This is a genomic window from Blautia sp. TF10-30, assembly GCF_003481245.1.
GTDB lineage: Bacteria > Bacillota > Clostridia > Lachnospirales > Lachnospiraceae > Fusicatenibacter > Fusicatenibacter saccharivorans.
In genome coordinates this window covers 38,836-63,717 of record NZ_QUKM01000012.1, presented here as the reverse complement: position 1 = coordinate 63,717, position 24,882 = coordinate 38,836, and the positions used below count along the sequence as shown (strand labels likewise).

General features: G+C 46.3%; 19 protein-coding genes. 5 read left to right on the top strand and 14 right to left on the bottom strand.

The features are described from left to right. Nucleotides 1–367: 367 nt before the first annotated feature. From DXD02_RS11470 to nagA, 8 genes are all read right to left on the bottom strand, one after another. Nucleotides 368–2,155 carry a helix-turn-helix domain-containing protein gene (locus DXD02_RS11470; RefSeq protein WP_158576357.1) on the bottom strand — a complete coding sequence of 596 codons (1,788 nt, stop codon included), beginning with the start codon at nucleotides 2,153–2,155 and terminating at the stop codon, nucleotides 368–370. A 573-nt stretch (nucleotides 2,156–2,728) separates the two neighbouring features. Continuing rightward, nucleotides 2,729–2,962, bottom strand: coding sequence for a hypothetical protein (locus tag DXD02_RS11465; protein ID WP_022461189.1), 234 nt, complete (start codon nucleotides 2,960–2,962; stop codon nucleotides 2,729–2,731). Between the two features lie 148 nt (nucleotides 2,963–3,110). Then, nucleotides 3,111–4,016, bottom strand: a complete 906-nt coding sequence (locus tag DXD02_RS11460) for a hypothetical protein (RefSeq protein WP_022461188.1) — start codon at nucleotides 4,014–4,016, stop codon at nucleotides 3,111–3,113. A gap of 224 nt (nucleotides 4,017–4,240) precedes the next feature. Next, nucleotides 4,241–4,888, bottom strand: coding sequence for a helix-turn-helix domain-containing protein (locus tag DXD02_RS11455; protein WP_022461187.1), 648 nt, complete (start codon nucleotides 4,886–4,888; stop codon nucleotides 4,241–4,243). A 614-nt stretch (nucleotides 4,889–5,502) separates the two neighbouring features. After that, nucleotides 5,503–6,288 (bottom strand): hypothetical protein, encoded by a 786-nt coding sequence (locus tag DXD02_RS11450; protein ID WP_147399115.1) that lies wholly within the window; start codon nucleotides 6,286–6,288, stop codon nucleotides 5,503–5,505. Between the two features lie 68 nt (nucleotides 6,289–6,356). After that, nucleotides 6,357–8,339, bottom strand: coding sequence for a methionine--tRNA ligase (gene metG / locus DXD02_RS11445; protein ID WP_117761350.1), 1,983 nt, complete (start codon nucleotides 8,337–8,339; stop codon nucleotides 6,357–6,359). 539 nt (nucleotides 8,340–8,878) lie between these two features. Continuing rightward, entirely contained in the window at nucleotides 8,879–9,619 is a 741-nt protein-coding gene (nagB, locus tag DXD02_RS11440; protein ID WP_118666864.1) for a glucosamine-6-phosphate deaminase, read from the bottom strand. A 34-nt stretch (nucleotides 9,620–9,653) separates the two neighbouring features. Then, nucleotides 9,654–10,763 carry an N-acetylglucosamine-6-phosphate deacetylase gene (nagA, locus tag DXD02_RS11435; RefSeq protein WP_055220960.1) on the bottom strand — a complete coding sequence of 370 codons (1,110 nt, stop codon included), beginning with the start codon at nucleotides 10,761–10,763 and terminating at the stop codon, nucleotides 9,654–9,656. 242 nt (nucleotides 10,764–11,005) lie between these two features. On the opposite strand from nagA, the gene DXD02_RS11430 reads away from it, so the two are divergent. From DXD02_RS11430 to DXD02_RS11415, 4 genes are read left to right on the top strand one after another with little or no spacing between them, the layout of a single operon-like run. Then, complete coding sequence (locus DXD02_RS11430; RefSeq protein ID WP_022462919.1) at nucleotides 11,006–11,821, top strand: MurR/RpiR family transcriptional regulator; 816 nt, start codon at nucleotides 11,006–11,008, stop codon at nucleotides 11,819–11,821. Next, nucleotides 11,787–12,251, top strand: coding sequence for a DUF2752 domain-containing protein (locus DXD02_RS11425; RefSeq protein WP_118595655.1), 465 nt, complete (start codon nucleotides 11,787–11,789; stop codon nucleotides 12,249–12,251). Before DXD02_RS11430 ends, DXD02_RS11425 begins: the two co-directional genes overlap by 35 nt. Nucleotides 12,252–12,266: 15 nt before the next feature. Then, nucleotides 12,267–12,665: a DUF4234 domain-containing protein gene (locus tag DXD02_RS11420; protein WP_022462917.1), complete on the top strand. Its 399-nt coding sequence runs from the start codon at nucleotides 12,267–12,269 to the stop codon at nucleotides 12,663–12,665. An 18-nt stretch (nucleotides 12,666–12,683) separates the two neighbouring features. Continuing rightward, nucleotides 12,684–14,036, top strand: coding sequence for an MATE family efflux transporter (locus DXD02_RS11415; protein ID WP_118666863.1), 1,353 nt, complete (start codon nucleotides 12,684–12,686; stop codon nucleotides 14,034–14,036). Between the two features lie 179 nt (nucleotides 14,037–14,215). Here the strand turns inward: DXD02_RS11415 and DXD02_RS11410 are convergent, their stop codons facing one another. The 3 genes from DXD02_RS11410 to DXD02_RS11400 all read right to left on the bottom strand — a co-directional run bounded on the left by DXD02_RS11410 (nucleotide 14,216) and on the right by DXD02_RS11400 (nucleotide 16,004). Next, a complete protein-coding gene (locus tag DXD02_RS11410) occupies nucleotides 14,216–14,749 on the bottom strand; it encodes a cob(I)yrinic acid a,c-diamide adenosyltransferase (RefSeq protein ID WP_022462915.1) in 534 nt (177 codons plus the stop codon). A gap of 140 nt (nucleotides 14,750–14,889) precedes the next feature. Beyond that, a complete protein-coding gene (locus DXD02_RS11405; protein ID WP_022462914.1) occupies nucleotides 14,890–15,435 on the bottom strand; it encodes an NADH peroxidase in 546 nt (181 codons plus the stop codon). A 170-nt stretch (nucleotides 15,436–15,605) separates the two neighbouring features. Next, nucleotides 15,606–16,004 (bottom strand): Fur family transcriptional regulator, encoded by a 399-nt coding sequence (locus DXD02_RS11400; RefSeq protein WP_022462913.1) that lies wholly within the window; start codon nucleotides 16,002–16,004, stop codon nucleotides 15,606–15,608. A gap of 513 nt (nucleotides 16,005–16,517) precedes the next feature. Here DXD02_RS11400 and DXD02_RS11395 point away from each other — a divergent pair. Beyond that, the gene (locus tag DXD02_RS11395; RefSeq protein WP_118666862.1) at nucleotides 16,518–17,669 is read left to right on the top strand and encodes an ROK family transcriptional regulator; all 1,152 of its coding nucleotides are present in this window, start codon (nucleotides 16,518–16,520) and stop codon (nucleotides 17,667–17,669) included. Nucleotides 17,670–18,395: 726 nt separating this feature from the next. Here DXD02_RS11395 and rsmA read toward each other — a convergent pair. The 3 genes from rsmA to DXD02_RS11380 form a co-directional block, all read right to left on the bottom strand. Then, nucleotides 18,396–19,268 (bottom strand): 16S rRNA (adenine(1518)-N(6)/adenine(1519)-N(6))-dimethyltransferase RsmA, encoded by an 873-nt coding sequence (rsmA, locus tag DXD02_RS11390; protein ID WP_022461748.1) that lies wholly within the window; start codon nucleotides 19,266–19,268, stop codon nucleotides 18,396–18,398. A gap of 15 nt (nucleotides 19,269–19,283) precedes the next feature. Further along, on the bottom strand, nucleotides 19,284–22,178 hold the full coding sequence (locus DXD02_RS11385; RefSeq protein WP_118666861.1) for a hypothetical protein: 2,895 nt from the start codon (nucleotides 22,176–22,178) through the stop codon (nucleotides 19,284–19,286). Between the two features lie 207 nt (nucleotides 22,179–22,385). Then, nucleotides 22,386–24,848, bottom strand: a complete 2,463-nt coding sequence (locus tag DXD02_RS11380; RefSeq protein ID WP_118666860.1) for a glycogen/starch/alpha-glucan phosphorylase — start codon at nucleotides 24,846–24,848, stop codon at nucleotides 22,386–22,388. Nucleotides 24,849–24,882: the final 34 nt, after the last annotated feature.

The window sequence follows — 24,882 nt, the reverse complement described above, 5'->3', positions numbered from 1 at the left end:
TTAATTCTCTTCTGCATTGGACTTTTCTCCTTCCTTCATTTTGCCTGTTAGCCTAGGCTCATTTAAAGCCTGGATTCAGTTTTTCACATTTCTTTATAGTCTTATATTACACTTAAAAGCCCAAAAAGTTTATGATGTTCTATAAAATAAAAAAACCATCTAACATCATAAACTTTTTATTTTTTTTCATATATTTTATAGATATATTATTTTACTTAACGAAAGCGAGATCTTCTATGAAAAAAACATTCAAAAAATTATTACTTATCTTCCTAATATTTTCTCATATAACTATTACTATTCCTGCACCCAAATTTCCACCATTTTCAACAACTTCAGCTCCACTCCCTCCAAATGATAATGATCATTAATTTAACAAATTTCTTTCCTCTACATAATTTTTCATTACCTTGTAATCTGCATCCATTTTATACAGCTTGAGCAGATTCAAGTTTTGTTTAAAATATTTTTTACATACTTCTTTTCCTTCTTCTTCCATAATGCACGCCTGAATCATCAAGCAATATCCTAAAGATGCACCCTTGCCTGCATACAGCATCTGCTGAACAGCTTTTTGACATGTGCACATAGCCTCCTTAAAATATTTTAATTCATCCAGTGCTCTTGCATAATTCGCTATATTCATATTCCAATCTAACATATGAAATACTGGCTTTATACAGCTATCACTATATCTGTCGTCTATAAAGTGATAGATTTCCAACGCCATTTGATAATCTTTTTTCCCCCAATAAATAAGTGCTATTTCTGTCAAAACACTGATTTCCTGGCGATTCAATACATATTCTGTTCTATATACATCTTCAAATTTCAATGTTATCTCTAACAATGCTTTTAGTTGCTGTACAAGTTCTTCTGAATTGCCTAGATGTTTATGATATTTTAATTGTATTTTTCCAACTTCTACATACTGTTTGTTTTCTGGCTCACTACGATCTACCTTACTTTCAATCTCAAAAAGTATTTTTTCCGCTTTCTCATATTCTTTACGATGCATATATTTTGAAAATTCTATTTTTAATTCTAATATTTCATATTCTTCTACCTGAATTCCTGTCTCAATTCTTTTTCCATTTCTATCCATTTTTTCCATAATTTGCCAAAGCTTTTCACTTCGCGGCTGCTGATTTCCGTTTTCTATCCGCGCCAGTGTCTCCTGTGTGCAAATATCCTCACTTAACGATTCTTGTGTGAGTTTGGATGCTCTTCTCGTTCTTCGAATTAATTCGGCATCCACCTCAAAATTCCGAATTACATGTTCAAACAAACGATAATTCTCAAACGACACATTATAATCATGTTCTACCTCTAATATGCATTTTTGTTCCTGACGTAATATTTCAATAAAATCCGCATTTGACTGTTCTTTCTCTAAAATTCGTATATACTGACTTAAAATTTCCGGCATATAAAGTAGCTTTCCTTCGTCTCTTAACGCTTCCAGCGCTTCTTCTGTTCTCATTTTTATATATGTAGTATTTTCACCCTCTTCTATCACTTTACTTATTAAAAGTGCTGCGTACGGAATTATTTTTACTCGTTCTGTCTTTTCAAAATTTTTTCGGAAAATTTCTTCTACTAACGCTTTAATTTCATCTTTGGCTCGTTTTTGTTCTGTTTCTTGACAGACTTCCCACCTAAAAAGAAGTAATTTATATTCCTCAGCACTTAAAACTCCCGTCTTTCTTTGGTTTTCTGCCTCCGGCATTGTTTGTAGAATTGCCGTTTCCAGATGCTCACAAACCAGTTCTACCGATTCTCCGCGCAGCCACGCAATCTGCGCACGTTCCTGTTCTATGAATTGTCGATGCAATGGTTCTTTTGCCCGTTTGTTCTTTTCATATTCATCCAGATATTGTTCTGCTTCTTCCCATTTTCTTTGACATATTTTTTGTTGAACTTCCTGTCGTAATTCATAAATTTTATAAACATCCATCGGCAATATATAAGTAAGTCGCTCTACTGATTTTCCTAATCGCCCCATAATTCGATCAATCAGGAAAAAATCTATTTCCTGCTGATCCGCTTCAATTCTTGCATATTTCGACAAAGAAGAAATTCCCATGCATAATTGTTTTTGGCGTATTCCTTCTTTTTCTCGTAGTTTCCACAGTAGCTGTCCAATTCCTTGCATTTGTTTCATTTTTTCTCAATAAGTCCTCTTTTATATGTTATATTTTTTGACTTTTATTATATCTCGTTCTTCTACATATTTACTAATCAATTCTTTGCTAACTTGAACTAAATCTGGCGTACGTACTCCTTCTCTCTTAACGTCCACAACAACTGCCCGATTTTTTTGTCTATTTCATAATTTTCTCGTAATACTTTTGGTTACATTTTGATTTATTTTGACAAAACTACAAATATTATCATTCCTTCTATTATAAATTCTCATTTCTTGCAACAACAAGAGAAATTATATACATATTTGTGTGCTTTTCTTTGTACAAAACAACGTATTTCATTTTTTTTCAATAAAAGTGTAATTTTTCATTCTTTTAAACGTATAAGATTATCTTAGGCGTAAAAAAGGCCCCAGCGTAAACCGAAGCCTTCCTTTGCTCTGCAACTATGCCCTCTTTTTTTCCGAATCATCACACCAATTTCATAATTTCCCTTTTCCCATTTATTTTTTCATCTCTTCTATGTTTTTTTGTCCTCACTTTCACTGAGACTTTTCTATGTTCTAGCAAAACCTTTGCTTTTAATACCCTTCTCGGCTCTCAGATTCCTCATACACTTCCACCGTACCGGAATGATTTCCCATCATAGGACGGTAAATGTACTGCCGCACGTTGATGTCTACCTTCGCTGCCTTATCATCTGCGGAAATGTAAATTCCAGCCTCTGTGTTGTCATCGTCTACCGTGTAGGTATCTCCTGTTCCAAAATAGGAAAGATCGCCGTCCTCTTTCTGCTTCTGTGTTTCTTCTGGCAATTTATCTCTTGTTGTTGTGTTCACGTACCTTTTAGTAAGTTCATATTACGCCTAAATTATCTGAAAATCTATGATTTTATTTAAAATTCTTCTTACATTTTTCTTTATATAAAAGACTTCTTTCCATACGCCAAGGCAGGTTGGATTTTCATGCATCTTCTCTCTTACTTTTTCTTCTAACTACCACTCCCAATACTATGATCGCTGCTAAAACTCCCCCCTCCGTCATCAACATACGATACATCATTTTATGCTGATATTTCCCCGGCTGTGCCGCTACATCAAGAACCGAGCTAGTTCCTCCGAGGGAATTTTCCAGCTCTATGTAAGTGGAATCTGCAACAGCGGCTACAACCGACGGATAGCTGTATGCCGGAAATGCCGTCTGCTTCACAAACATATCATTCGTATTATTTTCCGCCCGTGAACTGTCGGTAAGACAGCCTGCCGCATCTTCGCGTCCCGGGATCAGATATTCTACACTTTTTTCATTCATTGCAATCCAGATCGGAAAACGGATGGGATCTGCTCCACCGACCAGATGAAACTGATAATCTTCCCACGCAACGTCTGGATTTGCAGCAAGCGAAGTCTTTAACTGCTCGATATAGGTAGGTGTATTGTCATTTTCATACCCTCGAGTGCCGCTGATGTGCCACGCATCGCCCGGCTTTCCATCCTCTCCATCAGCTCTCACTGCGCACGCCTCATACAAATGACCATAAGCTTTGATCGGAACAATCCAGATATAATCACTCTCTTCCAGTGCCGTTTCGACTTCCGAAACAGAAAGCAGCTCGGAAGTAAAAAGCGGCGTGTCAATATACTCTTTCAGCGCATTGTCGAAATCAATATCATCGACCGTCACCCCTTCTGAAAACGGGTCGTAAACAGGCCCGCCATTCGTAGAAGACACAATTTCATCTGCAAGCGCCACAATTTTTTCATAGTCTCCGGAATCCGGCAATGTTTCGAATGTTGATGCAGAAACACTCATTGCTGATACTGCAACAGCACCAACCAGTCCCCAAAATATTCCCAATTTTCTTTTCATGCAACGCCCTCCTTTCCCTTTTCATCTCTTCCCTTTTTTCTTTATTATATCTGATCCCGCTTTTCCCAGACAATGCAGCACTTTTCCTATATTTTCCTTTTCTTTTTTGTTACTATTTTAATTGCAACTTGTTATCTTCTTCAAATGATTACCAGTTCCAACACGCAAAAACAGAGGCTCACCTCCTCATTGGAAATGGCCTCTGCTTTTTTTCATTTTTCTTCTTACATCGGAACTTTTTCCACCAGATCTTCTACCTTGCATACTAACACCCGTGCAATCTTCAACAACGTTTCTGTCTGCGCCTTGTTAATGTCTTTTCTTCGCTGTTCGTACTGCTGAATAGTACGAACTGAAACACCTGATTGCTGTGCCAGTTCACTCTGACTTAAATTTGCAAAGGTACGCAATTCTTTCAGGTTCGTCTCCGGTTTTGCTTCACGATATAATTCATTCATTTTGTCCACAAACTGGCGTATATCCATTTCATGGTATGGTGTGTAAAGCATTCGTACTTCAGTTACAGGGATGGCCTGATTTATTTCCGCAAAGGATAAACTAGTACTCCACTGATAATAGGCCAGTGCCCAGCCGATCCAGTATTCAGGGCTTCGATTGTAGGAATATGAAGGTGTTTGTTTCGGATGTGGTTTTCCAGTTTCCCTTAATACTTCATATGCAATCTCAACTCCCGATCTTCCAGCCACTATAGAGCAGTCACCTCTTTCAAACCGCGATGCTGTATTACTCATGCAAAACCACTGCCATGCCGTTTCCAATGGATATTTTAAATTATTCACCATATAATCCAGCATGCAGGCAAGATTTTTTTGAGCAACAGAAAGATATAATTTATCGTAAGCATAGATCATCTGGTTTCATCTCCTCATCCAAACTTTTTTCAAAACAAAGCAAAAAGAACTTTTGACATTTTCACAAAAGCGTGATACTATGATATTGAAAAAGAGTGCTACCGGTAGACGGTTAGTCCGATATAGTTTGCAAAAATAACCGCAACGTTTGTCAGACTGTATGGCGGTTATTTTTGTGTCTTATTGTTATCCTTGCCAAGCGTATATCCGATACTAAAGCAGGTTAAGCCGAAGCTCATTACTGCAAGAAAGTCCATAATACTCATTGGCTTAGCCCTCCTTTCAAAAGATTCTCTTTCGAGTTTCTATGTAATCAGAGGGTCACAGGTCTACACTTCGTTTCGGTCGTTGCTAAACGAGTGCCACCGGCACTCAGCAACCCTCTGTCGAAGGACTAACCGCCTACCGTTTTGATAGCACCCATATTTTTATTATATCCTCTTCACAATCAGCTTTCAACAACAAATTTACTCTCTTCGGTTATATTATAGTGTTTCTTTTTGGTTGTATTTTACGTTCGACACTTATTTTAAAACTTTCTCTTTCCACCACCATACGATCCCCACAACAATTCCTCCCGCCAGCACAAAAATCATCTGCCTTCCTGAAAGCTCCTATCCAAATAACTCAACCCTTGCTTTCTTCGGCTGATACGAATACCCCATCAAAATTCTGTTATCATCCCCCGTCCCCACTGTAGCATGGCAATATGTGGTTCCCATAAATTTCATTGCAGAATTTGATGTTCCCAACTGGCTTCCGGAATAGCTGGCGCCGTTTAGCTGTTGATTATTTGCGACAAGATTTCCACTGACTTCCCAGTCGTTCATTTTGCTGTTTTTGTACCATAAGGTTCCGCCAAATTTATACGGTCTTATCGCCTCTCCCAGCAAAAACGAAAAGCTGTCGTTTCCACATGGCTTTTTATCCTCTGTGAATTCATACGTTGGATAAACATAAATCGTCGAACCATTTTTGAAGGCTGATGCAGAAAATTCAATCCCTTCGAAATCTTCCTCTCTTCCATTCATCGCCTGTTTTCCTACATCGATTTTCATATACTCAAATTTTCCATCCCCATTTTTTAAATCATCGACGATAAACTGCTTCACATGCTCATCCAGCTTTTGTATCTCATTCTCTGGCATCCCTGTTTCCTGCAAATAAGCATCGTAATCAGAAGGAACCTTTTCCTCTGCCTTCACATAAGATACCCCCGCATACAATGACAGTCCGCAGCAAAGTAAAACCAGAAATAACGTCCGCATTTTTCTCATACAACGCTCCTCCTTCCTGTTGTCATATTCGATAAACCCGTTCAAATATTCTCTCTTTATCATTATATTATCATAAGATTCAGAATCTTTATATGACGTTTTCCTTAACTTTTTAAAACGCAAAAAATCCCTCCCCACACATCACGCATGGAAAGGGATTTCTCTATTTACTCTATTTTTCTTTTAATCAATTAGCAGATCTCCGCACCCGCCGGCATTGCTTTTTCCGGGGTCATGAGGCATACGTTGCCTTCGGCGTCTTCTGCACAGAGCAGCATTCCTTCGGACATCATTCCTGCCAGTTTGGCCGGTTTCAGGTTGGTGAGAACCATAACCTTCATTCCGATGGTGTCTTCCGGTTTGTAATATGCTTTGATTCCGGAGACGATCTGTCTTACCTGGCTTCCTACTTTGACCTGGAAGCAGAGGAGTTTTTTGGATTTCTTGACTGGCTCGCAGGAGATGATTTCACCTACCTGGAACTGCATTTTTCCGAAGTCTTCGAAAGTGATTTCTTCCTTCGGCTCAAGGTCAATCACTGCTTCCTCTTCTTTTTCCTCTTCCTGGGATGCAGCAGCCATAGCAGCTTTCTGTTTTGCCTGGATCACTTCTACTTTTTCCATTACCTCTTTGACATCGAGTCTCTGGAACAGGATCTGCGGCTGATCGGTTACTTTATTGCCCGATACGTACAGTCCGAACTGATCGAGCTCTTCGTAGCTGCGTTTCTCTGCGTTCAGCTGAGCCAGGATCTTCTCAGTAGTCTCCGGCATGAAGGACTCGAGCAGGCATGCGCCGATGGTGATGCTCTCTACCAGGTTGTACAGAACTTCTTCCAGACGGTCTTTCTTTGCCTCATCCTTTGCCAGTGCCCACGGCATCGTCTCGTCGATGTATTTGTTGCAGCGTTTGAACAGACCAAAGATCTCAGTCATTGCATCTGCCACACGCAGCTCTTCCATCTTGGCAGCAACTTTTGCTTTTGTTGCGGTAACGACTGCTTTCAGATCATCATCCACCTCTTCTGCTGCGCCGGTCTTTGTCACAACACCGCCGAAGTATTTGTTGCTCATGGAGATGGTACGGTTTACCAGGTTTCCAAGAGTATTGGCCAGGTCGGAATTCATACGCTCAACCAGCAGCTCCCAGGTAATGACACCGTCGTTCTCAAACGGCATCTCGTGCAGAACGAAGTAGCGGACAGCGTCTACGCCGAACAGGTCTACCAGATCGTCTGCGTAGATCACGTTTCCTTTGGATTTACTCATCTTGCCGTCGCCCTGCAGCAGCCACGGATGACCAAATACCTGTTTCGGAAGCGGCAGATCGAGTGCCATCAGGAAGATCGGCCAGTAAATGGTATGGAAACGGATGATGTCTTTTCCGATCAGATGCAGGTCTGCCGGCCACAGCTTGTTGAACTGCTCGGAGCTGTTTCCGTCACAGTCATAACCGATTCCGGTGATGTAGTTGGTCAGTGCGTCCAGCCATACGTAGGTAACGTGCTTCGGATCGAAGGATACCGGGATTCCCCAGGTGAAGGAGGTTCTGGATACACAGAGATCCTGCAGTCCCGGAAGAAGGAAGTTGTTCATCATCTCGTTCTTTCTGGAAACCGGCTGGATGAACTCCGGATGGGTGTTGATATAATCGATCAGTCTCGGTGCATATTTGCTCATTTTGAAGAAATATGCCTCTTCTTTTGCCGGTGTAACCGGGCGTCCGCAGTCCGGACATTTTCCGTCTACGAGCTGGGACTCGGTGAAGAAGGATTCACACGGTGTACAGTAAAGACCTTCGTAATATCCTTTGTAGATATCTCCCTGATCGTACAGTTTTTTGAAGATTTTCTGTACCTGCGCCTCATGATCCGCATCGGTGGTACGGATGAATTTGTCGTAGGACGTATTCATCAGATCCCAGATTCTCTTAATCTCGGTGGATACGTTGTCTACGAATTCTTTTGGCGTAATGCCTGCCTCTTCTGCTTTCAGCTCGATCTTCTGGCCGTGCTCATCGGTTCCGGTCTGGAAGAATACATCGTAGCCCTGCTGACGTTTGAAGCGGGCGATGCTGTCTGCGAGTACGATCTCGTAGGTGTTTCCAATGTGCGGCTTGCCGGATGTGTAGGCAATCGCCGTGGTGATGTAATATTTTGGTCTGATTTTTTCCATTGCTTTCATTTCTCCTTTTTGATAAATCAAAAAACCTGCCTTATTCCGCTCTTGTCATCGGAAGAAGACAGGTTTGTTTACCCGTGATACCACTTCTTTTCGTCCCTGCCTCACGGCAGAAACCTCTGCAGGTACATGATTTTTTATACCTTCCCGCTGTAACAGGCGGAACCTGTCGCAGCCTTGCCAGTTTCAGGCCGTACCGGAAATTTTTCCCGGCACGCTCCCTGGTTCGGTGCGCCTCTCGGAAGCCATGTTCGATCTGCCGCTCCTCCTCCCCTCTCAGCCTGCAAAACCGGAATGGTTTTCGGGGATGTTCTCTGTAAATTTGCGAATGCAGATGTACTCTCTTCGTCATTGTGTTTTTATTTTATGCACTGATTTTGTGCGCTAATTTTATGCTAACACATTTACCTGAATTTGTAAACCGCAAAAAAGCCCGCCGGGTGGGATTTTTTCTGTAAATTGTGTCCTTCACAGTTTCTCCCTCCGACAGACTTTTCTTACCTGTTTCTCGTAAAAGCTTTGCTCTGTAGCGATTATCTGCGTTTTGCTTTGATCACGGACAGTGCCGCTTCATCTGCCACAACCGTCAGGTCCGTGTGGAGCTGCAGAATAGAAGCCGGAACCTGCGGAGTAACCGGTCCGTACAGAACCTGGTCAAGAATCTCTGCTTTTCCTTCGCCGCTGACAATCAGCAGGACCTTTCTTGCCTGCATAATATTTTTGATTCCCATGGTGTATGCCTGGGTCGGAACATCCTCTACTTTTTCAAAGAAACGTTTGTTGGCCTGAATGGTACTTTCCGTCAGATCGACACAGTGTGTTTCTTTCTCGAATGCTTCGCCCGGCTCGTTGAATCCGATATGGCCGTTGTTTCCAAGTCCGAGAAGCTGCAGGTCAATGCCGCCGACACTGCGAATGATTTCATTGTAAGCTTCACATGCTTTTTCGCTGTCCGGTTCCAGTCCGTTCGGAACGTAGGTATGCGCTTTGTCGATGTTGACATGGTTGAACAGATTGGTGTTCATGAAATAACGGTAGCTCTGATCATTCTCCGGGGAGAGTCCTTTGTACTCGTCCAGATTTACGCTGGTTACACCTGCGAAGTCGAGATCGCCTTTGTTGTACCACTCGACGAGCTGTTTGTAAGCGCCGACCGGGGTAGATCCGGTTGCAAGGCCGAGCACTGCATGCGGTTTCATGATCACCTGCGCGGAAATGATGTTTGCTGCTTTTCTGCTCATATCATTGTAATCTTTTGCTTCAATTAATAACATTTGTTTTTCCTCCAAATTTCTTCTATATAATAAATTACATAATAACCTGTTTCAGGTTCAGTTCGTCGTCCACCAGAAGTACATGCGCTTTTTTGCCCGGTGCAATGGATCCTACTTCATCGTAGATACCGATGCTCTGTGCCGGATTTCTTGTTGCCGCAAAAATGGCATCTGCCAGCGGAATATCAAACGAAACTGCTTTTCTCATGCAGTCGTACAGGTTCGTAGCGGAACCCGCGATGGTCTCACCGTCGGTCAGGGTTGCTTTTCCGTCTTTCATCCAGACAGCCTGTCCCCCGAGGGAATACGTTCCGTTCGGCATTCCCGTTGCCATCATGGAATCGCTGATGAGAACCATGCGCTCACTTCCCATCATGGAGAAGGTCGCGCGGACAACCGCACCGTGAATGTGATAGCCGTCACAGATCAGCTCCATGCGGCACTCCGGATCGTCGAATGCGGCGCCGATGACACCAGGGTTACGGTGTGCGAACGGCGGCATGGCGTTGTACAGATGGGTGACATGGTGTGCTCCTGCTTTCATGGCAGCCAGCGCGGTGTCATAATCTGCTGTTGTATGGCCGATGGAAACCATGACTTCATCGGAAACCTCTTTGATAAATTCCAGTGAGCCAGGCATATTCGGGGCCAGGGTTACGAGACGGATTTTTCCGCCGCTCGCCGCATTGCATGCGCGGAAGAACTCAGCGTTCGGAGCCACGATGTTCTCCTCTGCCTGTGCGCCTTTTTTGATCGGATCGATGAACGGTCCTTCCATGTTGACGCCGGCGATCACTTCTGCTTCCGGCTCATCTTTGATTGCTTCGATGGTTCCGAAGATTTTCAGCAGATCGTCTTTTGGCAGTGTCATGGATGTCGGGCAGTAAGAGGTAATGCCGTGCGCTTTCTCGTAGCGCAGGATCTCTTTTAAACCTTCCACGTCTCCGTCTGAAAAATCATGTCCGGCAGCGCCGTGGCTGTGTACGTCAACCAGTCCCGGCAGAACCATCATGCCTTTCGCATCGATCACTTCCTGATCGATCACTTCTTCTTTTGTGGAAACGAAACGTTTTCCTTCTATATAAAGATCTTTTTCCGCAAACGTTCCGTCTTCCTGAAATACACGTCCGTTTTTGATAATCATTGTCTTGCCTTCTTTCTTTGATCTGTTCTGATTATAATTTATGTTGATTTTATTTTCAACTATTTTTATATTTTAGAAATTACTTTCACGTCATTAAAGTTCTTTCCATTTTTCCGCCCGCTTTCCCGTACAATTCACACACAATTGAAAGTTGATTCACCACTCTGCCTGTGATACAATAAAGCAAGAACTGATCTGAATTTTTTTCAGATATTTACAGATACCAGGAGGACTTACGTTCCATGGAACACTTTGAAAAATCAATTATTCCTGTCATTGAGTCTGTCTATCCCTCGTTCACTCCCCTGGAACGGACGGTAGCAGATTTTTTTATTCATAATACCGACGAGTCGGATCTGTCCGCGCGCCACGTTTCGGAACTGCTCTATGTTTCGGAGGCTTCGCTCTCCCGCTTTGCGAAAAAATGCGGCTACACGGGCTACCGCGAATTTGTCTACCGTTACCAGGAAGGTCTGAACGCCGCACTGCCCGGTACGGACGATCACATCAAACAGGTGCTGAATACGTATCAGGAGCTGCTGAATAAAAGCTACTCGCTCGCCGACCGCGCGCAGATTGACCGCATCTGCCATATTCTCACTTCGAAGCGTCGGGTGTATGTCTACGGTCTTGGAAGCTCCGGACTTTCCGCCCAGGAAATGAAGCTGCGTTTTATGCTTGCAGGCGTGGATATTGAAGCAATTACCGACATTCACATCATGAAAATGAATGCCGTTCTGCTCAATGAGAGCTGCGCTGCAATCGGCATTACCGTCAGCGGACAGACACCGGAGGTGCTGCGTGCGCTCGGAGCCGCAAAGGAAAAGGGAGCCTCTACCATTCTCTTTACTTCCCGCAGCTCCAGCGATTACGATGCCTTCTGCGATGAAGTCCTGCTGCTTGCAGTCAAAGAGCATCTGAAAAACGGTGGCGCAATCTCTCCGCAGTTCCCGATTCTCGTTATGATCGACGTTCTGTACTCGCATTTTCTCACGACCGACAGCGAGCGCAAGGAGGCTTTATATGAATACGCCGTCACCAAACTCCATGAAACGTGATCCCGGCCGCGGCAGCGCGTATCTTTCTTTTCTGAAGAAACGCTGCCGTGATTTCTTTTTCTTCTGCCTGCTCCTCGGCGTTTACGTCGCCTTCATCACCCTCACAGGCATCGGCTGTCCGATCCGGTTTTCCACCGGCATTTCCTGCCCGGGCTGCGGAATGAGCCGCGCGGTACTGCTTCTGCTCTCGGGTCATTTTCGGGCGGCATTTCGGATGCATCCGCTCGTCTATGCCGTACTGCCCGCAGGGATATGGCTCTTCTTCGGGCCGGAACAGACGGCGGGACTTCGGCGTTTTAAAAAGGGGATCATTACGGTGATTGTCGTGCTGCTTCTCGCCGTTTATGCCTGGCGCATTTATTACCACGACCCGCTCCTTTCTATTGACCCCTCTCTCGGGCGCGTGCTACAATGGTTCTATCTTAATTAAAGGGGGTATTTACAAATGAATGTAAAAGACAACCGCAGTTTCTGGTTCTATCTTCTGCTCACATTTCTGACGTGCGGACTCTACTCGATCTACTTCTGGTATGTTTATGTGGAAGACCTGAACACCATCTTTTACGGTGACGGCGAAGACAGCCCGAACTACATTATTGTGCTGCTTCTGTCCTGGGTTACCTGTGGAATTTACGGCGTTTACTGGCGTTACAAACAGGCGAACCGCATGTACCGCGAATCCTACGACCGCTACGGTGTGATGATTGAGGAAAATGGTTCTGCCATTCTTCTGTGGACGCTGCTTGGCTACCTGACCGGCGGCATCGGCCAGCTCGTTGCCGACTATTTCATGATCCAGAACCTGAATAAGACGGCACTCGTTTATAATTCACGTGCATATTAAGCAGGGGAGGCGTTTTTTATGGCAACATCTATGGTAAAGGGAAATCCGGTAAAGCTGATGCTCTCGTTTGCCTTTCCGCTTCTCATCGGAAATCTGCTGCAGCAGACGTATAACATCATCGATGCGGCGATTGTCGGCCAGGCACTTGGCCCGGAGGCGCTCGCCAGCGTCGGTGCAAGCAGCAGTGTACAGTTTCTGGTGCTCGGCTTCTGTATGGGAAGCTGCACGGGATTCAGTGTCCCGGTTGCCAAGTATTTCGGCGCCGGAAAGCTTGATAAAATGCGCGATTATATTTTTAATGGTGCTGCACTTGCTGTCCTGATTGCGGCCATTCTGACCACACTCTGCAGTTTACTCTGTGCACCGATTCTGCACCTGCTGTCGGTTCCGTCCGATATCTTCGCGGATGCCTACGCATATCAGCTTGTGATTTTCCTCGGGATTCCGTTTTCGATTCTGTACAATTATCTTTCCAGCATCCTGCGTGCCGTCGGGGACAGCCGCACGCCGTTTCTGTTTCTGGCATTTTCGGCAATCCTGAATATTTTCCTCGACCTGTTCTATATTATCATTCTGCATCTGGGGTGCGCAGGCGCGGCGATTGCGACGATTTCCGCCCAGGCGATCAGCGGACTCTTATGTCTGTTTTTTATTTCCCGTAAGGTAAAGCTCCTGCTTCCGACAAAAGAAAACCGCACTCTGCGAAAGGATGCCGCGCAGGAACTCCTCGCAATGGGCATTCCGACGGGACTGCAGTTTTCGATCACGGCGATCGGCAGTATGGTAATGCAGTCAGCGAATAATGGACTTGGCAGTGTTTATGTTTCGGCGTTCACAGCTGCTATGAAAATCAAACAGTTTATGATGTGCCCGTTTGATGCGATCAGTACCGCGGCTTCCGTTTTCTGCAGTCAGAATCTCGGAGCCGGCCAGGCAAAACGAATCCGTCAGGGACTCCGCCAGGGTGTGCTTGTCGGTGTCGGCTATGGTGCGTTTGCAGGTGTCATCATGATTCTGTTCGGACGGCCGCTGACAAAGCTCTTTATTGTCAGCTCTGCTTTCGAAGCAATCAACGCTTCGGCAAAATATCTGCGCTGCCTCGGATTTTTCTACTGGATGCTTGGTATTTTGAATGTCTGCCGTATGGTAACGCAGGGACTTGGCTACTCGGGAAGAGCCGTTTTCTCCGGCGTAATGGAGATGCTGGCACGGACGATTGTCTGCCTGGGATTTGTCGGTGCGTTTGGCTTCACCGCAATCTGCTTTGCGGATCAGGCTGCGTGGCTCGCCGCCTGCTGCTATATCGCACCGACATGTCTGTACTGCGTGAAGAAATCCACGAAAATGATTGCGGATCGCGGTGCGAAATAATAACGTTATTTTCTGTCTTACAGCGGCTTCCAGATACTTCTCAGGTTATCGCGGCAATCACCAGAAACTTGTTCCATCACAGATTTTGGTTCATTGCCCGCAAAATCAAAAAAAAGATACTGTTCTGCATGGAATCATCTTCCCCGCAAAACAGTATCTTTTTTCTTGTTTTTTCAGCGTTACCGCTCGATTCCATCTCTTGCCGCAAGCCCCTTGTCAAACGGATGCTTGATTTTTTTCAGCTCCGAAACATAGTCCGCCCGCTCAATCAGCGCCTCCGATGGTCCCTGCCCTGTCAGAATCACTTCCAGCTTCTCCGGCTTGTGATCCAGAAAATCCAGAAGGAGCTGCTCATCAAACAGTTTGCTTCCAATCGTATAAACCAGCTCGTCCAGAAACAGTACATCGTATTCTTCCTGAACTGCTTTTTCTGTCACTTTCTGAAACTGCTCTTCATAATACCGTTTCTGCTCTGCCTTCTCCTCCGGTGTCATCAGAAACGAAAACTTTATCTTGTCCTGCCCCGGCACAAACGTCACATTCGGCGACAGTAAGAGCACCTTCCGCTCGCTCGTGCTGTTATCTTTCATAAACTGATAAATCAAAACACGGTATCCATACCCTGCCGCACGCGTGCAGAGTCCCATACCACAAGTCGTCTTTCCTTTTCCATCCCCACAGTAGATGTGGACACAGCCTGTCTGTTTTTCCATGGTGAAAACCTCGCTTTTTCTTTCTATGTTCATTTGTAAACAACAGGTAATTCGAAACAAGTTCGCAATCCCAAGTAAAAATTGTAAACAACGGAAAAAGGAGGGCAGATTTTATTCCGCCCCCCAAAAAGGTTTCCTGATTATTTACCAAAATATCTAGCCAGCAGACCAGCGAATGCTTTTCCGTGTCTAGCTTCGTCTCTTGCCATCTCATGCACGGTGTCATGGATTGCATCAAGATTCAGGGCTTTGGCACGTTTTGCAAGATCTGTTTTACCAGCGGTTGCGCCGTTCTCTGCTTCTACACGCATCTGCAGATTTTTCTTGGTGCTGTCGGTTACAACTTCGCCGAGAAGCTCTGCGAATTTTGCTGCGTGCTCTGCTTCTTCGTAAGCTGCTTTTTCATAGTACAGACCTACTTCTGGATATCCCTCGCGGAATGCTACTCTGGACATTGCCAGGTACATACCAACCTCAGAGCACTCGCCCTCGAAATTGGCTCTCAGGTCTTTTTTGATATCTTCCGGAACATCGGATGCTACGCCAACTACATGCTCTGCTGCCCAGGTCAGATCCTCGCCCTGCTCGATAAATTTCTCTTTCGGTGCTTTACAGATCGGACAGACTTCCGGTGCTTCTGCTCCTTCATAAACATATCCACATACGCTGCATACAAATTTTTTCATAGTCTTTCTTTCCTTTCTTTTTGTTGTGTATTTAATTTTATCATTTCCAATTTTGTGGTTTATAACAGTTTTTTATTTTTGATATTAGTAACTGTTACTGATATTACTTTAGCATAAGCTTCCCTTTTTGTCAATACCTATTTTTAATTTTTTCTTTCTTCCTAGGGATGCTATACGTTCCCCGGGTGATTTTTGCAGTTCTCGCAGATGCCGTAAAAATTCACAGAGTAATCTTCGATCGTACCTCTGAAATTTTCCGCTGCTACGTTCTTGATTTCGCTGATGTCACGCATTGTAAGGTCTGTCACGCAGTGACATTTTCTGCAAATGAAATGGTGATGCGTGGAAGTATCTCCATCAAACCGGTCCGGGCCATCTCCTGTTGTAAGACGCTTGATCTCTCCTAATTCAGAAAGAAGAGACAGGTTCCGGTATACTGTGCCAAGACTGATATTGGGAAATTCTTTCCGTACATCGGTATAGAGCATATCTGCGGTCGGGTGATCCTTTCGTCCCTGAAGGCAGACTTTGATGCTTTCTCTTTGTCTGCTATACTTGAGTGTTGACATAGTTCTTTTCCTTTCGTGTCTTTCGATAACAGTAATTGTTATTATATTTATACTATAAGGCTGCTTCTCGCAAAAGTCAAGAAAAAGATCACTACCCTGTCTACACAGATTTCCGTCTGTCCCAAGATCAAAAATTTCCCAAAAACGAGGAGTGCCCAGGAACCTCTCGGCGCCTGGGCTATTATTATGAAAAAATCTTAATTGTGTAGTGATTGCATACACGCTGTTCCTTTGGAACTGAGATAACTATACCAATTAATTATGAACAGATTATGAACACGCAGTGAATCTTCTGTGAATCTGTACATTTTTTAGAATTATTTTATACTTTATTTGTGTATTTATCACATATTTTATTTCTAATTCTGTCCCTTACTCTCTACTCTGTCTAGAAATCGTTTTTCTCCGTTAATTTTTCTATTCGTATTGCCCATCCCCGATTTTCCCTGTCATTTCTCTCTCATTTATGTTAAGATTGATGTACAGCCAATGCGGCAGAATGGAGGATTTTTTATGAGTACCGGAAATCAGGAATATATACGAGACATGAACCGCGCCCTGGTTCTCGAGGCAATCGCCAACCATCCGCCGCTTTCCCGCGCAGATCTGGCGAAAATGCTGCATCTGACAAAAGCAACCGTATCCACCATCGTCCAGGAACTGCTCGACCGCCAGCTCGTCATAGAACTCGGCAGCGCCGAAAAAACTTCCATGGGTCGAAAACCGATTCTGCTTACTTTTAATAATCGCTACGGTTCCATCATCGCCGTCGATCTCGGCGTAAAAAAGATCACCATTCTCACCGGAGATCTGAAGGGAAAATCATGTACTGTAAAAGAATACCCGATTGATCCATCCCTCTCCCTGGAGGAATACCTGATTTCCCTCCTCCACAAAACCAAATCCGACCTCCCCAAGACCCCGTGCGGCCTCGTCGGAATCTCCATCGGAATCTACGGCGTCGTCTGCGACGACCTCGTTTTATTCACACCCTACTACGATCTGAAACACTCCAACCTGAAAAACTACCTCGAAGAAGAATTTCAGGTCCCTGTCATCGTAGAAAATGAAGCCAACCTCTCCGTCATCGGCGAAGCCGCCTGCGCAGAGCACTTTAAAAATATGATCTTCCTGAACATCCACGAAGGCGTCGGCATGGGAATCCTCATTGACGGCGAACTCTACACCGGCCAGAACGGCTACGCCGGCGAATTCGGCCACACCATCCTCTTCCCCGATGGCCGGCCCTGCCCCTGCGGCAACCACGGCTGCCTCGAACAGTACATCTCCGAAGCCTCCGTCCTGAACGATTTTGCCGCCGCCGAAGGCTTAGAAAACGTCTCCGTCGAACGCTTCATCCAGTATTACCAGGAAGGCAACCCCAACGCCCGCAAAGTAATGCAGGATTTCACCCACTACATCGGAATCAGCCTGAACACGGTTCTCCACACCTTCAACCCGGACGTCATCGTCATCAACAGCTCCTTCACCAACTACATCCCAGGTCTGATCGACGAAATCACCTCCGGAATCCAGAACCGCCTCCGCTGGTACCTCCACGTCCTCCCGGCTCACCTGCAGGATGTCTCCGTCCTCATGGGCGGAATCAGCCTCTGCTCCCGGAACTTCCTCGGAATTTCCACCTTTAAGCTGCTGGACCTGTAACTCAGAAATAAGTCCCTGTTCAGAGCCCCATCTCGATTCCGCTGCGCTGCATCTTGATGTGGCTTCTCGCCATATGAAATTTCAGAAAAAAGTGCTCATTCATGCAAGCATGATTCGCAATTTGTTCTGAAATTTCGCATGGCTCTGAATAGTCACAATTTGTTCATGATTTTTTTACAACATGAACACGCTTTCAACATAATTTACCCGTATACTAAAAGCATAAATAATGAATGCCAACATTATTTACACAATTTTCTTTTTCATATTGCCGATTAGAAAATCGGCTCTCCTTCCTTTAAAAATAAAAATGAAAGAAAGCACTGTTTCGCCAACGGTGCTTTTTTTCATGCCTTTTTCTCATTTTCTCCCATCTTCCTCACAACAATCTCACGCCGATCCGCCCATCCGGGCGGATCCAGACCTCCCCTCCCGCCCCCACTACCAGCCTCGCCGCCGCCCGTCCGTCCTTGCGTGATGCGGCATGGCAGCATTGGAAAAGCGGGCAGGAAAAACCAGAAAAAATGGAGGCCTTTCGAGAGACTGAAATCTGGTGCTCAACACCAGATTTCAAGGCATTCTGAGCTGGGAAAGCATCAGGCTTTCCTGGCGAATAATGCCGGTGTCTGTCGAAAGACCTCCATTTTTTCTACGTTTTTCCCCCGCTTTTCCACCGCTGCCATGCGTATCACGCAAGGGCGGACGGGCGACGGCGAGGCGTCCCCTCTATTTACACAATTCATCCGTCAACCGCGCAAACTCCTGTAAATTCAATGCCTCCCCACGAATCGTAAGCGGCCAGCCGCAGGCTGTGATTGCAGCCTCAATCTCCTCTTTCGAAAAATGCAGCAGCTCCGAATTTTTCAGTCCGTTCGCCAGCGTCTTCCGTCTCTGATTAAACGACGCCCGAATAATGGAAAACATCAACTTCTCATCCTTCGTCTCCACCGGCATCACCTCATGACGCGTCAGCCGGATCACCGCACTTCCAACCTTCGGCCGCGGCATAAAACAGTTCGGCGGCACATTCGCCACAATATACGGCTCCGCATAATACTGCACCGCCAGCGACAGCGCCCCGTAATCCTTCGATCCCGGCCCCGTCTGCATCCGGTCCGCAACCTCCTTCTGAACCATAACCGTAATCGAATCCACCGGCACATGATTCTCAAATAATCCCATAATAATCGGCGTCGTAATATAATACGGAAGATTCGCCACAACCTTGATCGGCCGTCCGTTGTTCTTCTCCTTCGCCAGCGCCGCCAGATCCACCTTCAAAACATCATTGTTGATAACCTCAACATTATCATAATCCGACAGCGTATCCTCCAGAATCGGGATCAGATTCTTGTCAATTTCCACCGCACACACACTCCGCGCAGCATACGCAAGATACTGCGTCAGCGTACCGATACCAGGTCCGATTTCCACAACAAAATCGTCCGGTCCGATACCTGCAGCGGCTACAATCTTATCCAGCACATGTGGATCGATCAGAAAATTCTGACCATACTTTTTCTGAAATACAAAGCCGTACTTCTGCAGTACGGCTATTGTATTCTGCGGCTCCCCGAGCCACGGTTTTACTTTCTCCATAAATTCTCCATGTATTTAGAACTCAAAGTCTTTCTCGTAAAGAATCACGCGGTCGTCCGCATCGGTATGCTTTCTGGACATGCGTCTTCCGAATTTACGGGTTCCCTTTTCTGCATGGGCGATGGCACGATCCACCATATCTTTGACCTGTGAAATCGTCATCGGCTCGCCCTCCTTCTGATTATTGCCAATTTGTGTATACAGAGCAAGCACACCCATCTCGTCCATCTTGTATCCATTCTCACGCGCATACGTGCGGGCAAACGTAACAAGCTCGTCGTTCGTGAAAACAGGAATCGAAATGACCGTCTCAAACTTCTTCGCAAAATCAGGGTAATTCCGCAGAAGACCTCTCATGCTGACCTTCTCATCCTCGATGATCAGAACCAGACTGTCGGTACGGAAATCCATTGCCTGCGACAGCTTCTCGATCGTCTCCGGGTACATCAGACCGGCACGCTCGATCAGGAGGAAACCTCCCGCCAGCTTTGAAACAATCTGCGCACAGTCCTTTTTGTTCAGAACAGATGCATCCAGACGGGCCATCTTCGTTGCCGGAAGTTTTAAGTCAGCACAGATTGCACGGACGAGATCCTCCGACAGCTTCGTTTTTCCAGTACCGTATCCGCCCATAATGGCAATGTTTCCATGACGGGAAGTACGGTCGCCTGCGTAATGATAAACACCATGCATTGCATCCAGAATCTGGATATCCATGCCTGGAACTTTCGCAAAGTAAGTAAACAGCGCTTTCTGCTCATCACTCAGCTTATCCGGCTGGGTGTCGTTCAGGATGCGGAGTCTTGCCTCCTCCGGCGTCTCCTCGCGGAGCACCTCTTCAATCGATTTCGCAACAGTTCCTTCCGGAATGTTGTCGCGGATCAGCTGAACGGTGGCATCCGTTGTTTTTTCGATGCTCATGTTGATCGTCGCATCGGATACGCGCTCACGCTTTGGCTCGGTCGGAACTTCGATTTCGATTTCCTCCGGGGTAATCTCGATCGGCTGGGTTCCTGCCGGCTCAAACGGATCGGCTGGCTCAGTCTCGGCCGGGGTTTCCGGCTCTGTTTCGCTTTCCGGCTCGTCAGCAGGTTCTGCTTCCGCAGTTTCCGGCTCATCCGGCAGTTCGATTTCCGATGCTTTTTCAGCTTCCTGCACTTCTGCGTTCAGCGCTGCCTGAAGCTCACTAAAATCGATGGTCGGCCGTGTCTCCTCTGCCGGTTTCAGATCCGCGATGACAACCGTTGCATCCATGGACGGTGTCTCCGCCGGTTCTACGGTTTCCTCAATTTCGGCTTCCGCCTGAGCCTTCTCGGCTGCTTCTGTTTCAGCTTCCACTGCTGGTTCTGTAACTTCTGCTTCTTCGATTTCAGCCTCGGCTGCCGGTTCTATAATCTCTTCGATCTCAGCTTCATCCATCGGCTCTGTAGCTTCTTCGGTTTCAGCCTCATCCGCCGGTTCTGTGATCTCTTCGGTTTCCGCTTCATCTGCCGGTTCTGCATCTTCTTCCGGCTCAGCTTCCGCCTGCGGCTCCTCAGCCGCTTCCCGTGCCTCTGCCTCGGACTCCGGATCCATCGGCTGCTCTGCGGTTTCGGCTTCTGCTGCCGGTTCCACTGGCTCTTCTGCTTCTTCCTCCGCAACTTCCTCCGACAGGTTTGCTGCGGTCTCCTGGAACAGTGCTTCGAGGTCCGGCTCTTCGTATTTCTTCTCCGGCTTCGGTGCTTTCGGCATTACCGGCTCGGCTTTTTCCTTCGGTTTTGGCTGCGGTCTTGTCTTGATTGTCGTGTTGGCATCCGGGGATACCTCTACGTTTACATCAAGCTGCTCCGGCTCCAGATCTTTTACTTCGTACTGTACCGGCTCTTCGCTTGTCTCTTCCTCGACTGCCGTCTCTTCCTGTTTCTTTCCGCGGAAGGAGAAGACATCGCGGATGCTCTTTGCAAGCTCTGCGTGAAGATCGATCGTATTTCCAAGGTACGTCGGCGTGCTGTCTGCATACGCCTGCTCTTCCGGAATCTCCTCGATCGGCTCCTCTGTCTGCTGCAGTGCTTCGTACTCCTGCACCTGCTCTGCATCTGCCTCGGCCTGCTGTGTTTTCTCATATGCTTCGTACGGCGAACCGGCTTCTTTTTCTTCTTCACCGGCCACATACTGGCTCATCACACCGCCGTTTACCGGTTTTACTTCCGGTGTCTCTGCCGGCTCTTTCGTCGCAGCCATTTCACCGGCTCCGCTCTCTCCGGCTAACCGCACTTCAAGTGCTTCCGGATCCTCGGACGGCTCTTCATTCTTTTTGTAGTCAAAACGATGCTCGTATTTGATCTGCTGGGACGGTGACAGCGGCTCGTACTTCATTTTCAGATCCATTGCCTTTGTCACATATTTGCCCTCGCTGAACCACAGGATCAGCTCATCACAGGCATCGATGCATTTCTGCGTCTCTCCGGCTTTGCTGTAAAGGTTTGCCAGTTCATATGCCCATCTCTCGGTAAATTCCCGCTCTTTGTATTCCTCCAGAAGGGAAATCTGCTCCTCAAGCGGCGCTTTCTGTCCTCTTAAAATCTTGTATTTCAGCAGATACCGGGAATTATCGTGACGTGCGACTGCTTCAAACTCGTTGTAAAAGTCAATCGCCTCATCAAAGTCTTTCATTTTTACGGAGACCTCTACCAGGCGGTACAGAATGCCCTTTCCGATGGAGGAACGGTCATACGCCATCAGCAGAATCTTCTTCGCCTCCGGATATCGTTTGTTCGCCTCATAGACATCCGCTACCATGCCGAGCGTGCGCAGACTCTTGACACGCTGCCAATCAACGGCTTCTACAACTGCAAGTGCCCCCTCATAGTCCTCTTTTTTTACCAGACTGTTCAGCTCTTCCAGCCGGCTTTGATATTCAGCTTTATCCAATCTTTTCACCTCAATACATTTCAGATTGTTTTAGTTCATAGACACGAACAGTGTACCACACTCCCCGTAGAATGTCAAAAGAATGCCTGTTTTGCAGGCATTTTTCGGGATGCAGATCCTTCCAGCGGGCATCAAAAAAAGAACACCCGCCCCTCCGGTTTTCCCCGGAAAAGCAGGTGTCCCCTAACTACTTATATTTGATTCTGATTACTTTCTGACAGTAATCTTGTCCAGATGCCAGATATCATCTACATACTGCTGGATGGTACGGTCGGATGTGAATTTGCCGCTGTGTGCGGTATTCAGGATCGCGCTTCTTGCCCATGCAGAAGTATTTCTGTATTTATCCTCAACACGCTCCTGTGCTGCCGCATAGGACTTGAAGTCTGCCAGGGTAAAGTACATATCCGGGCGCGGAGCATTCTTCGGTGTGAGCAGAGAGTCATACAAATCACGGAACATCATGGTGTCGCCGTTTGAGTATCTTCCGCTGATCAGATCCATCACTACGTTGTGGATGTCCTGATCGTGGATGAAGTAGCTCATCGGATCGTAGGTGTAGTTGTTCTCATATTCGATAACCTGATCTGCGGAAAGTCCGAAGATGAAGGCATTCTCTTTTCCAACTTCTTCTACGATCTCTACGTTCGCTCCGTCCATGGTTCCAAGGGTCAGGGCGCCGTTCAGCATGAACTTCATGTTACCGGTACCGGAAGCCTCTTTACTTGCGGTGGAGATCTGCTCGGAAACATCGGCAGCTGCAAAGATCAGCTCTGCGTTGCTGACACGATAATCCTCGATAAATACGACTTTGATCTTTCCTTTGATGGTCGGATCGTTGTTTACCACATCACCAACGGAGTTGATCAGTTTGATAATCGCTTTTGCACGCTCATAACCTGCGGATGCTTTTGCTCCGAAGATGAAAGTTCTCGGGTAGAACGGCATATCCGGGTTCTTTTTCAGGCGGTCATACAGATACATGATGTGCAGAATGTTCATAAACTGACGTTTGTACTCATGCAGACGTTTTACCTGAACATCGAAAATGGAGTTCGGGTCTACATCGATACCGTTATGCTCTTTGATGTATTTTGCCAGGCGGACTTTATTTTTATATTTGATTTCCATAAATTCCTTCTGTGCCTGGGTGTCATCTGCCAGCTCAGCGATCTTTTCGATCTTCGGCAGATCGGTGATCCAGCCGTCTCCTGCGTACTCGGTTACCCAATCAGCCAGGAGCGGGTTTCCGTGAAGCAGGAAACGACGCTGTGTGATACCGTTCGTCTTATTGTTGAACTTCTCCGGAGTCATCTCGTAAAAGTCTTTTAAGGTCTGTTTTTTCAGAATCTCGGTATGAAGCTGTGCAACACCGTTGACAGAATAGCCGCCTACGATAGCCAGACGGGCCATATGAACCTGTCCGTCGTAGATGACTGCCATCTGGCGGATTTTCTCTTCATCACCCGGGTACTGCTCTCTTACCTGGATCAGGAAGCGGCGGTTGATCTCCTCTACGATCTGATAGATACGCGGAAGAAGTCTGGAGAACAGGTCAACCGGCCATTTCTCGAGTGCCTCTGCCATGATGGTGTGGTTGGTGTATGCGCAGGTCTTTGTGGTGATCTCCCATGCCTCATCCCAGCCAAGGCCTTCTACGTCCATGAGGATTCGCATCAGCTCCGGAACGGCTACGGTCGGGTGAGTATCGTTCAGCTGGAAGGTAACCTTCTCATACAGCTTTGTGATATCATCGTGATGTTTTTTATATTTTGCAACTGCTCTCTGTACGCTTGCAGAAATAAAGAAATACTGCTGTTTCAGACGCAGCTCTTTTCCTTCGTAATGGTTGTCGTTCGGATACAGAACCTCTACGATGGTTTTTGCAAGGTTTTCCTGCTCAACCGCTTTGTGGTAATCACCTTTGTCGAAGGAATCCAATGAGAAGTCCTGAATAGCCTCTGCATCCCAGATGGTCAGCGTGTTTACAACATCGTTGTCGTATCCTACGATTGGCATATCGTAAGGAATTGCGTTTACAGACTGGTAATCTTTCTGTACGAAGTTTACGCGTCCGGTAGCCTCATCATACTCCTGTGCTACGTATCCGCCAAATTTTACTTCTTTTGCGTATTCCGGGCGTTTCAGCTCGAATGGATAGCCGTGTTTCAGCCAGTTGTCCGGTACTTCTACCTGATAACCGTCGCGGATCTGCTGTTTGAACATACCGTATTTATAACGGATACCGCAGCCGTATGCCGGATATCCCAGTGTAGCCAGGGAATCCAGGAAGCATGCTGCCAGACGGCCAAGACCGCCGTTTCCAAGCGCAGGATCTCTCTCCTGGTCCTCCAGAAGGTTCAGGTTCAGTCCCATCTCATCAAGAGCTTCCTGTACCTGTTTGTATGCAGTCAGGTTAATCAGGTTATTTCCCAGCGCACGTCCCATCAGGAACTCCATGGACATATAGTACAGAATCTTCGGATCCTGCTCATCCATTGCTTTCTGGGTTTTCAGCCAGTTGTCAATAATAACGTCTTTTACTGCGTAGCAGACTGCCTGGTAAATTTCCTGCTGGGAAGCCTCTTCCAGATTTTTTCTGTACAGCATTTTTACGTTTTCTTTGACACTGTTCTTAAAAGTTTCTTTGTTGAACTCGGCGTTTAACATCTGCGTCCTCCTCAATAGCAGTCTGCGAGCGGAG

Coding starts and splice junctions, on each gene's coding strand:
- DXD02_RS11470 (WP_158576357.1), bottom strand. CDS start 2,155: ATGCAAGGAATTGGACAGCTACTGTGGAAACTACGAGAAAAAGAAGGA.
- DXD02_RS11460 (WP_022461188.1), bottom strand. CDS start 4,016: ATGAAAAGAAAATTGGGAATATTTTGGGGACTGGTTGGTGCTGTTGCA.
- DXD02_RS11455 (WP_022461187.1), bottom strand. CDS start 4,888: ATGATCTATGCTTACGATAAATTATATCTTTCTGTTGCTCAAAAAAAT.
- metG (WP_117761350.1), bottom strand. CDS start 8,339: ATGGAAAAAATCAGACCAAAATATTACATCACCACGGCGATTGCCTAC.
- nagB (WP_118666864.1), bottom strand. CDS start 9,619: ATGTTATTAATTGAAGCAAAAGATTACAATGATATGAGCAGAAAAGCA.
- nagA (WP_055220960.1), bottom strand. CDS start 10,763: ATGATTATCAAAAACGGACGTGTATTTCAGGAAGACGGAACGTTTGCG.
- DXD02_RS11430 (WP_022462919.1), top strand. CDS start 11,006: ATGGAACACTTTGAAAAATCAATTATTCCTGTCATTGAGTCTGTCTAT.
- DXD02_RS11425 (WP_118595655.1), top strand. CDS start 11,787: ATGAATACGCCGTCACCAAACTCCATGAAACGTGATCCCGGCCGCGGC.
- DXD02_RS11420 (WP_022462917.1), top strand. CDS start 12,267: ATGAATGTAAAAGACAACCGCAGTTTCTGGTTCTATCTTCTGCTCACA.
- DXD02_RS11415 (WP_118666863.1), top strand. CDS start 12,684: ATGGCAACATCTATGGTAAAGGGAAATCCGGTAAAGCTGATGCTCTCG.
- DXD02_RS11410 (WP_022462915.1), bottom strand. CDS start 14,749: ATGGAAAAACAGACAGGCTGTGTCCACATCTACTGTGGGGATGGAAAA.
- DXD02_RS11405 (WP_022462914.1), bottom strand. CDS start 15,435: ATGAAAAAATTTGTATGCAGCGTATGTGGATATGTTTATGAAGGAGCA.
- DXD02_RS11400 (WP_022462913.1), bottom strand. CDS start 16,004: ATGTCAACACTCAAGTATAGCAGACAAAGAGAAAGCATCAAAGTCTGC.
- DXD02_RS11395 (WP_118666862.1), top strand. CDS start 16,518: ATGAGTACCGGAAATCAGGAATATATACGAGACATGAACCGCGCCCTG.
- rsmA (WP_022461748.1), bottom strand. CDS start 19,268: ATGGAGAAAGTAAAACCGTGGCTCGGGGAGCCGCAGAATACAATAGCC.
- DXD02_RS11380 (WP_118666860.1), bottom strand. CDS start 24,848: ATGTTAAACGCCGAGTTCAACAAAGAAACTTTTAAGAACAGTGTCAAA.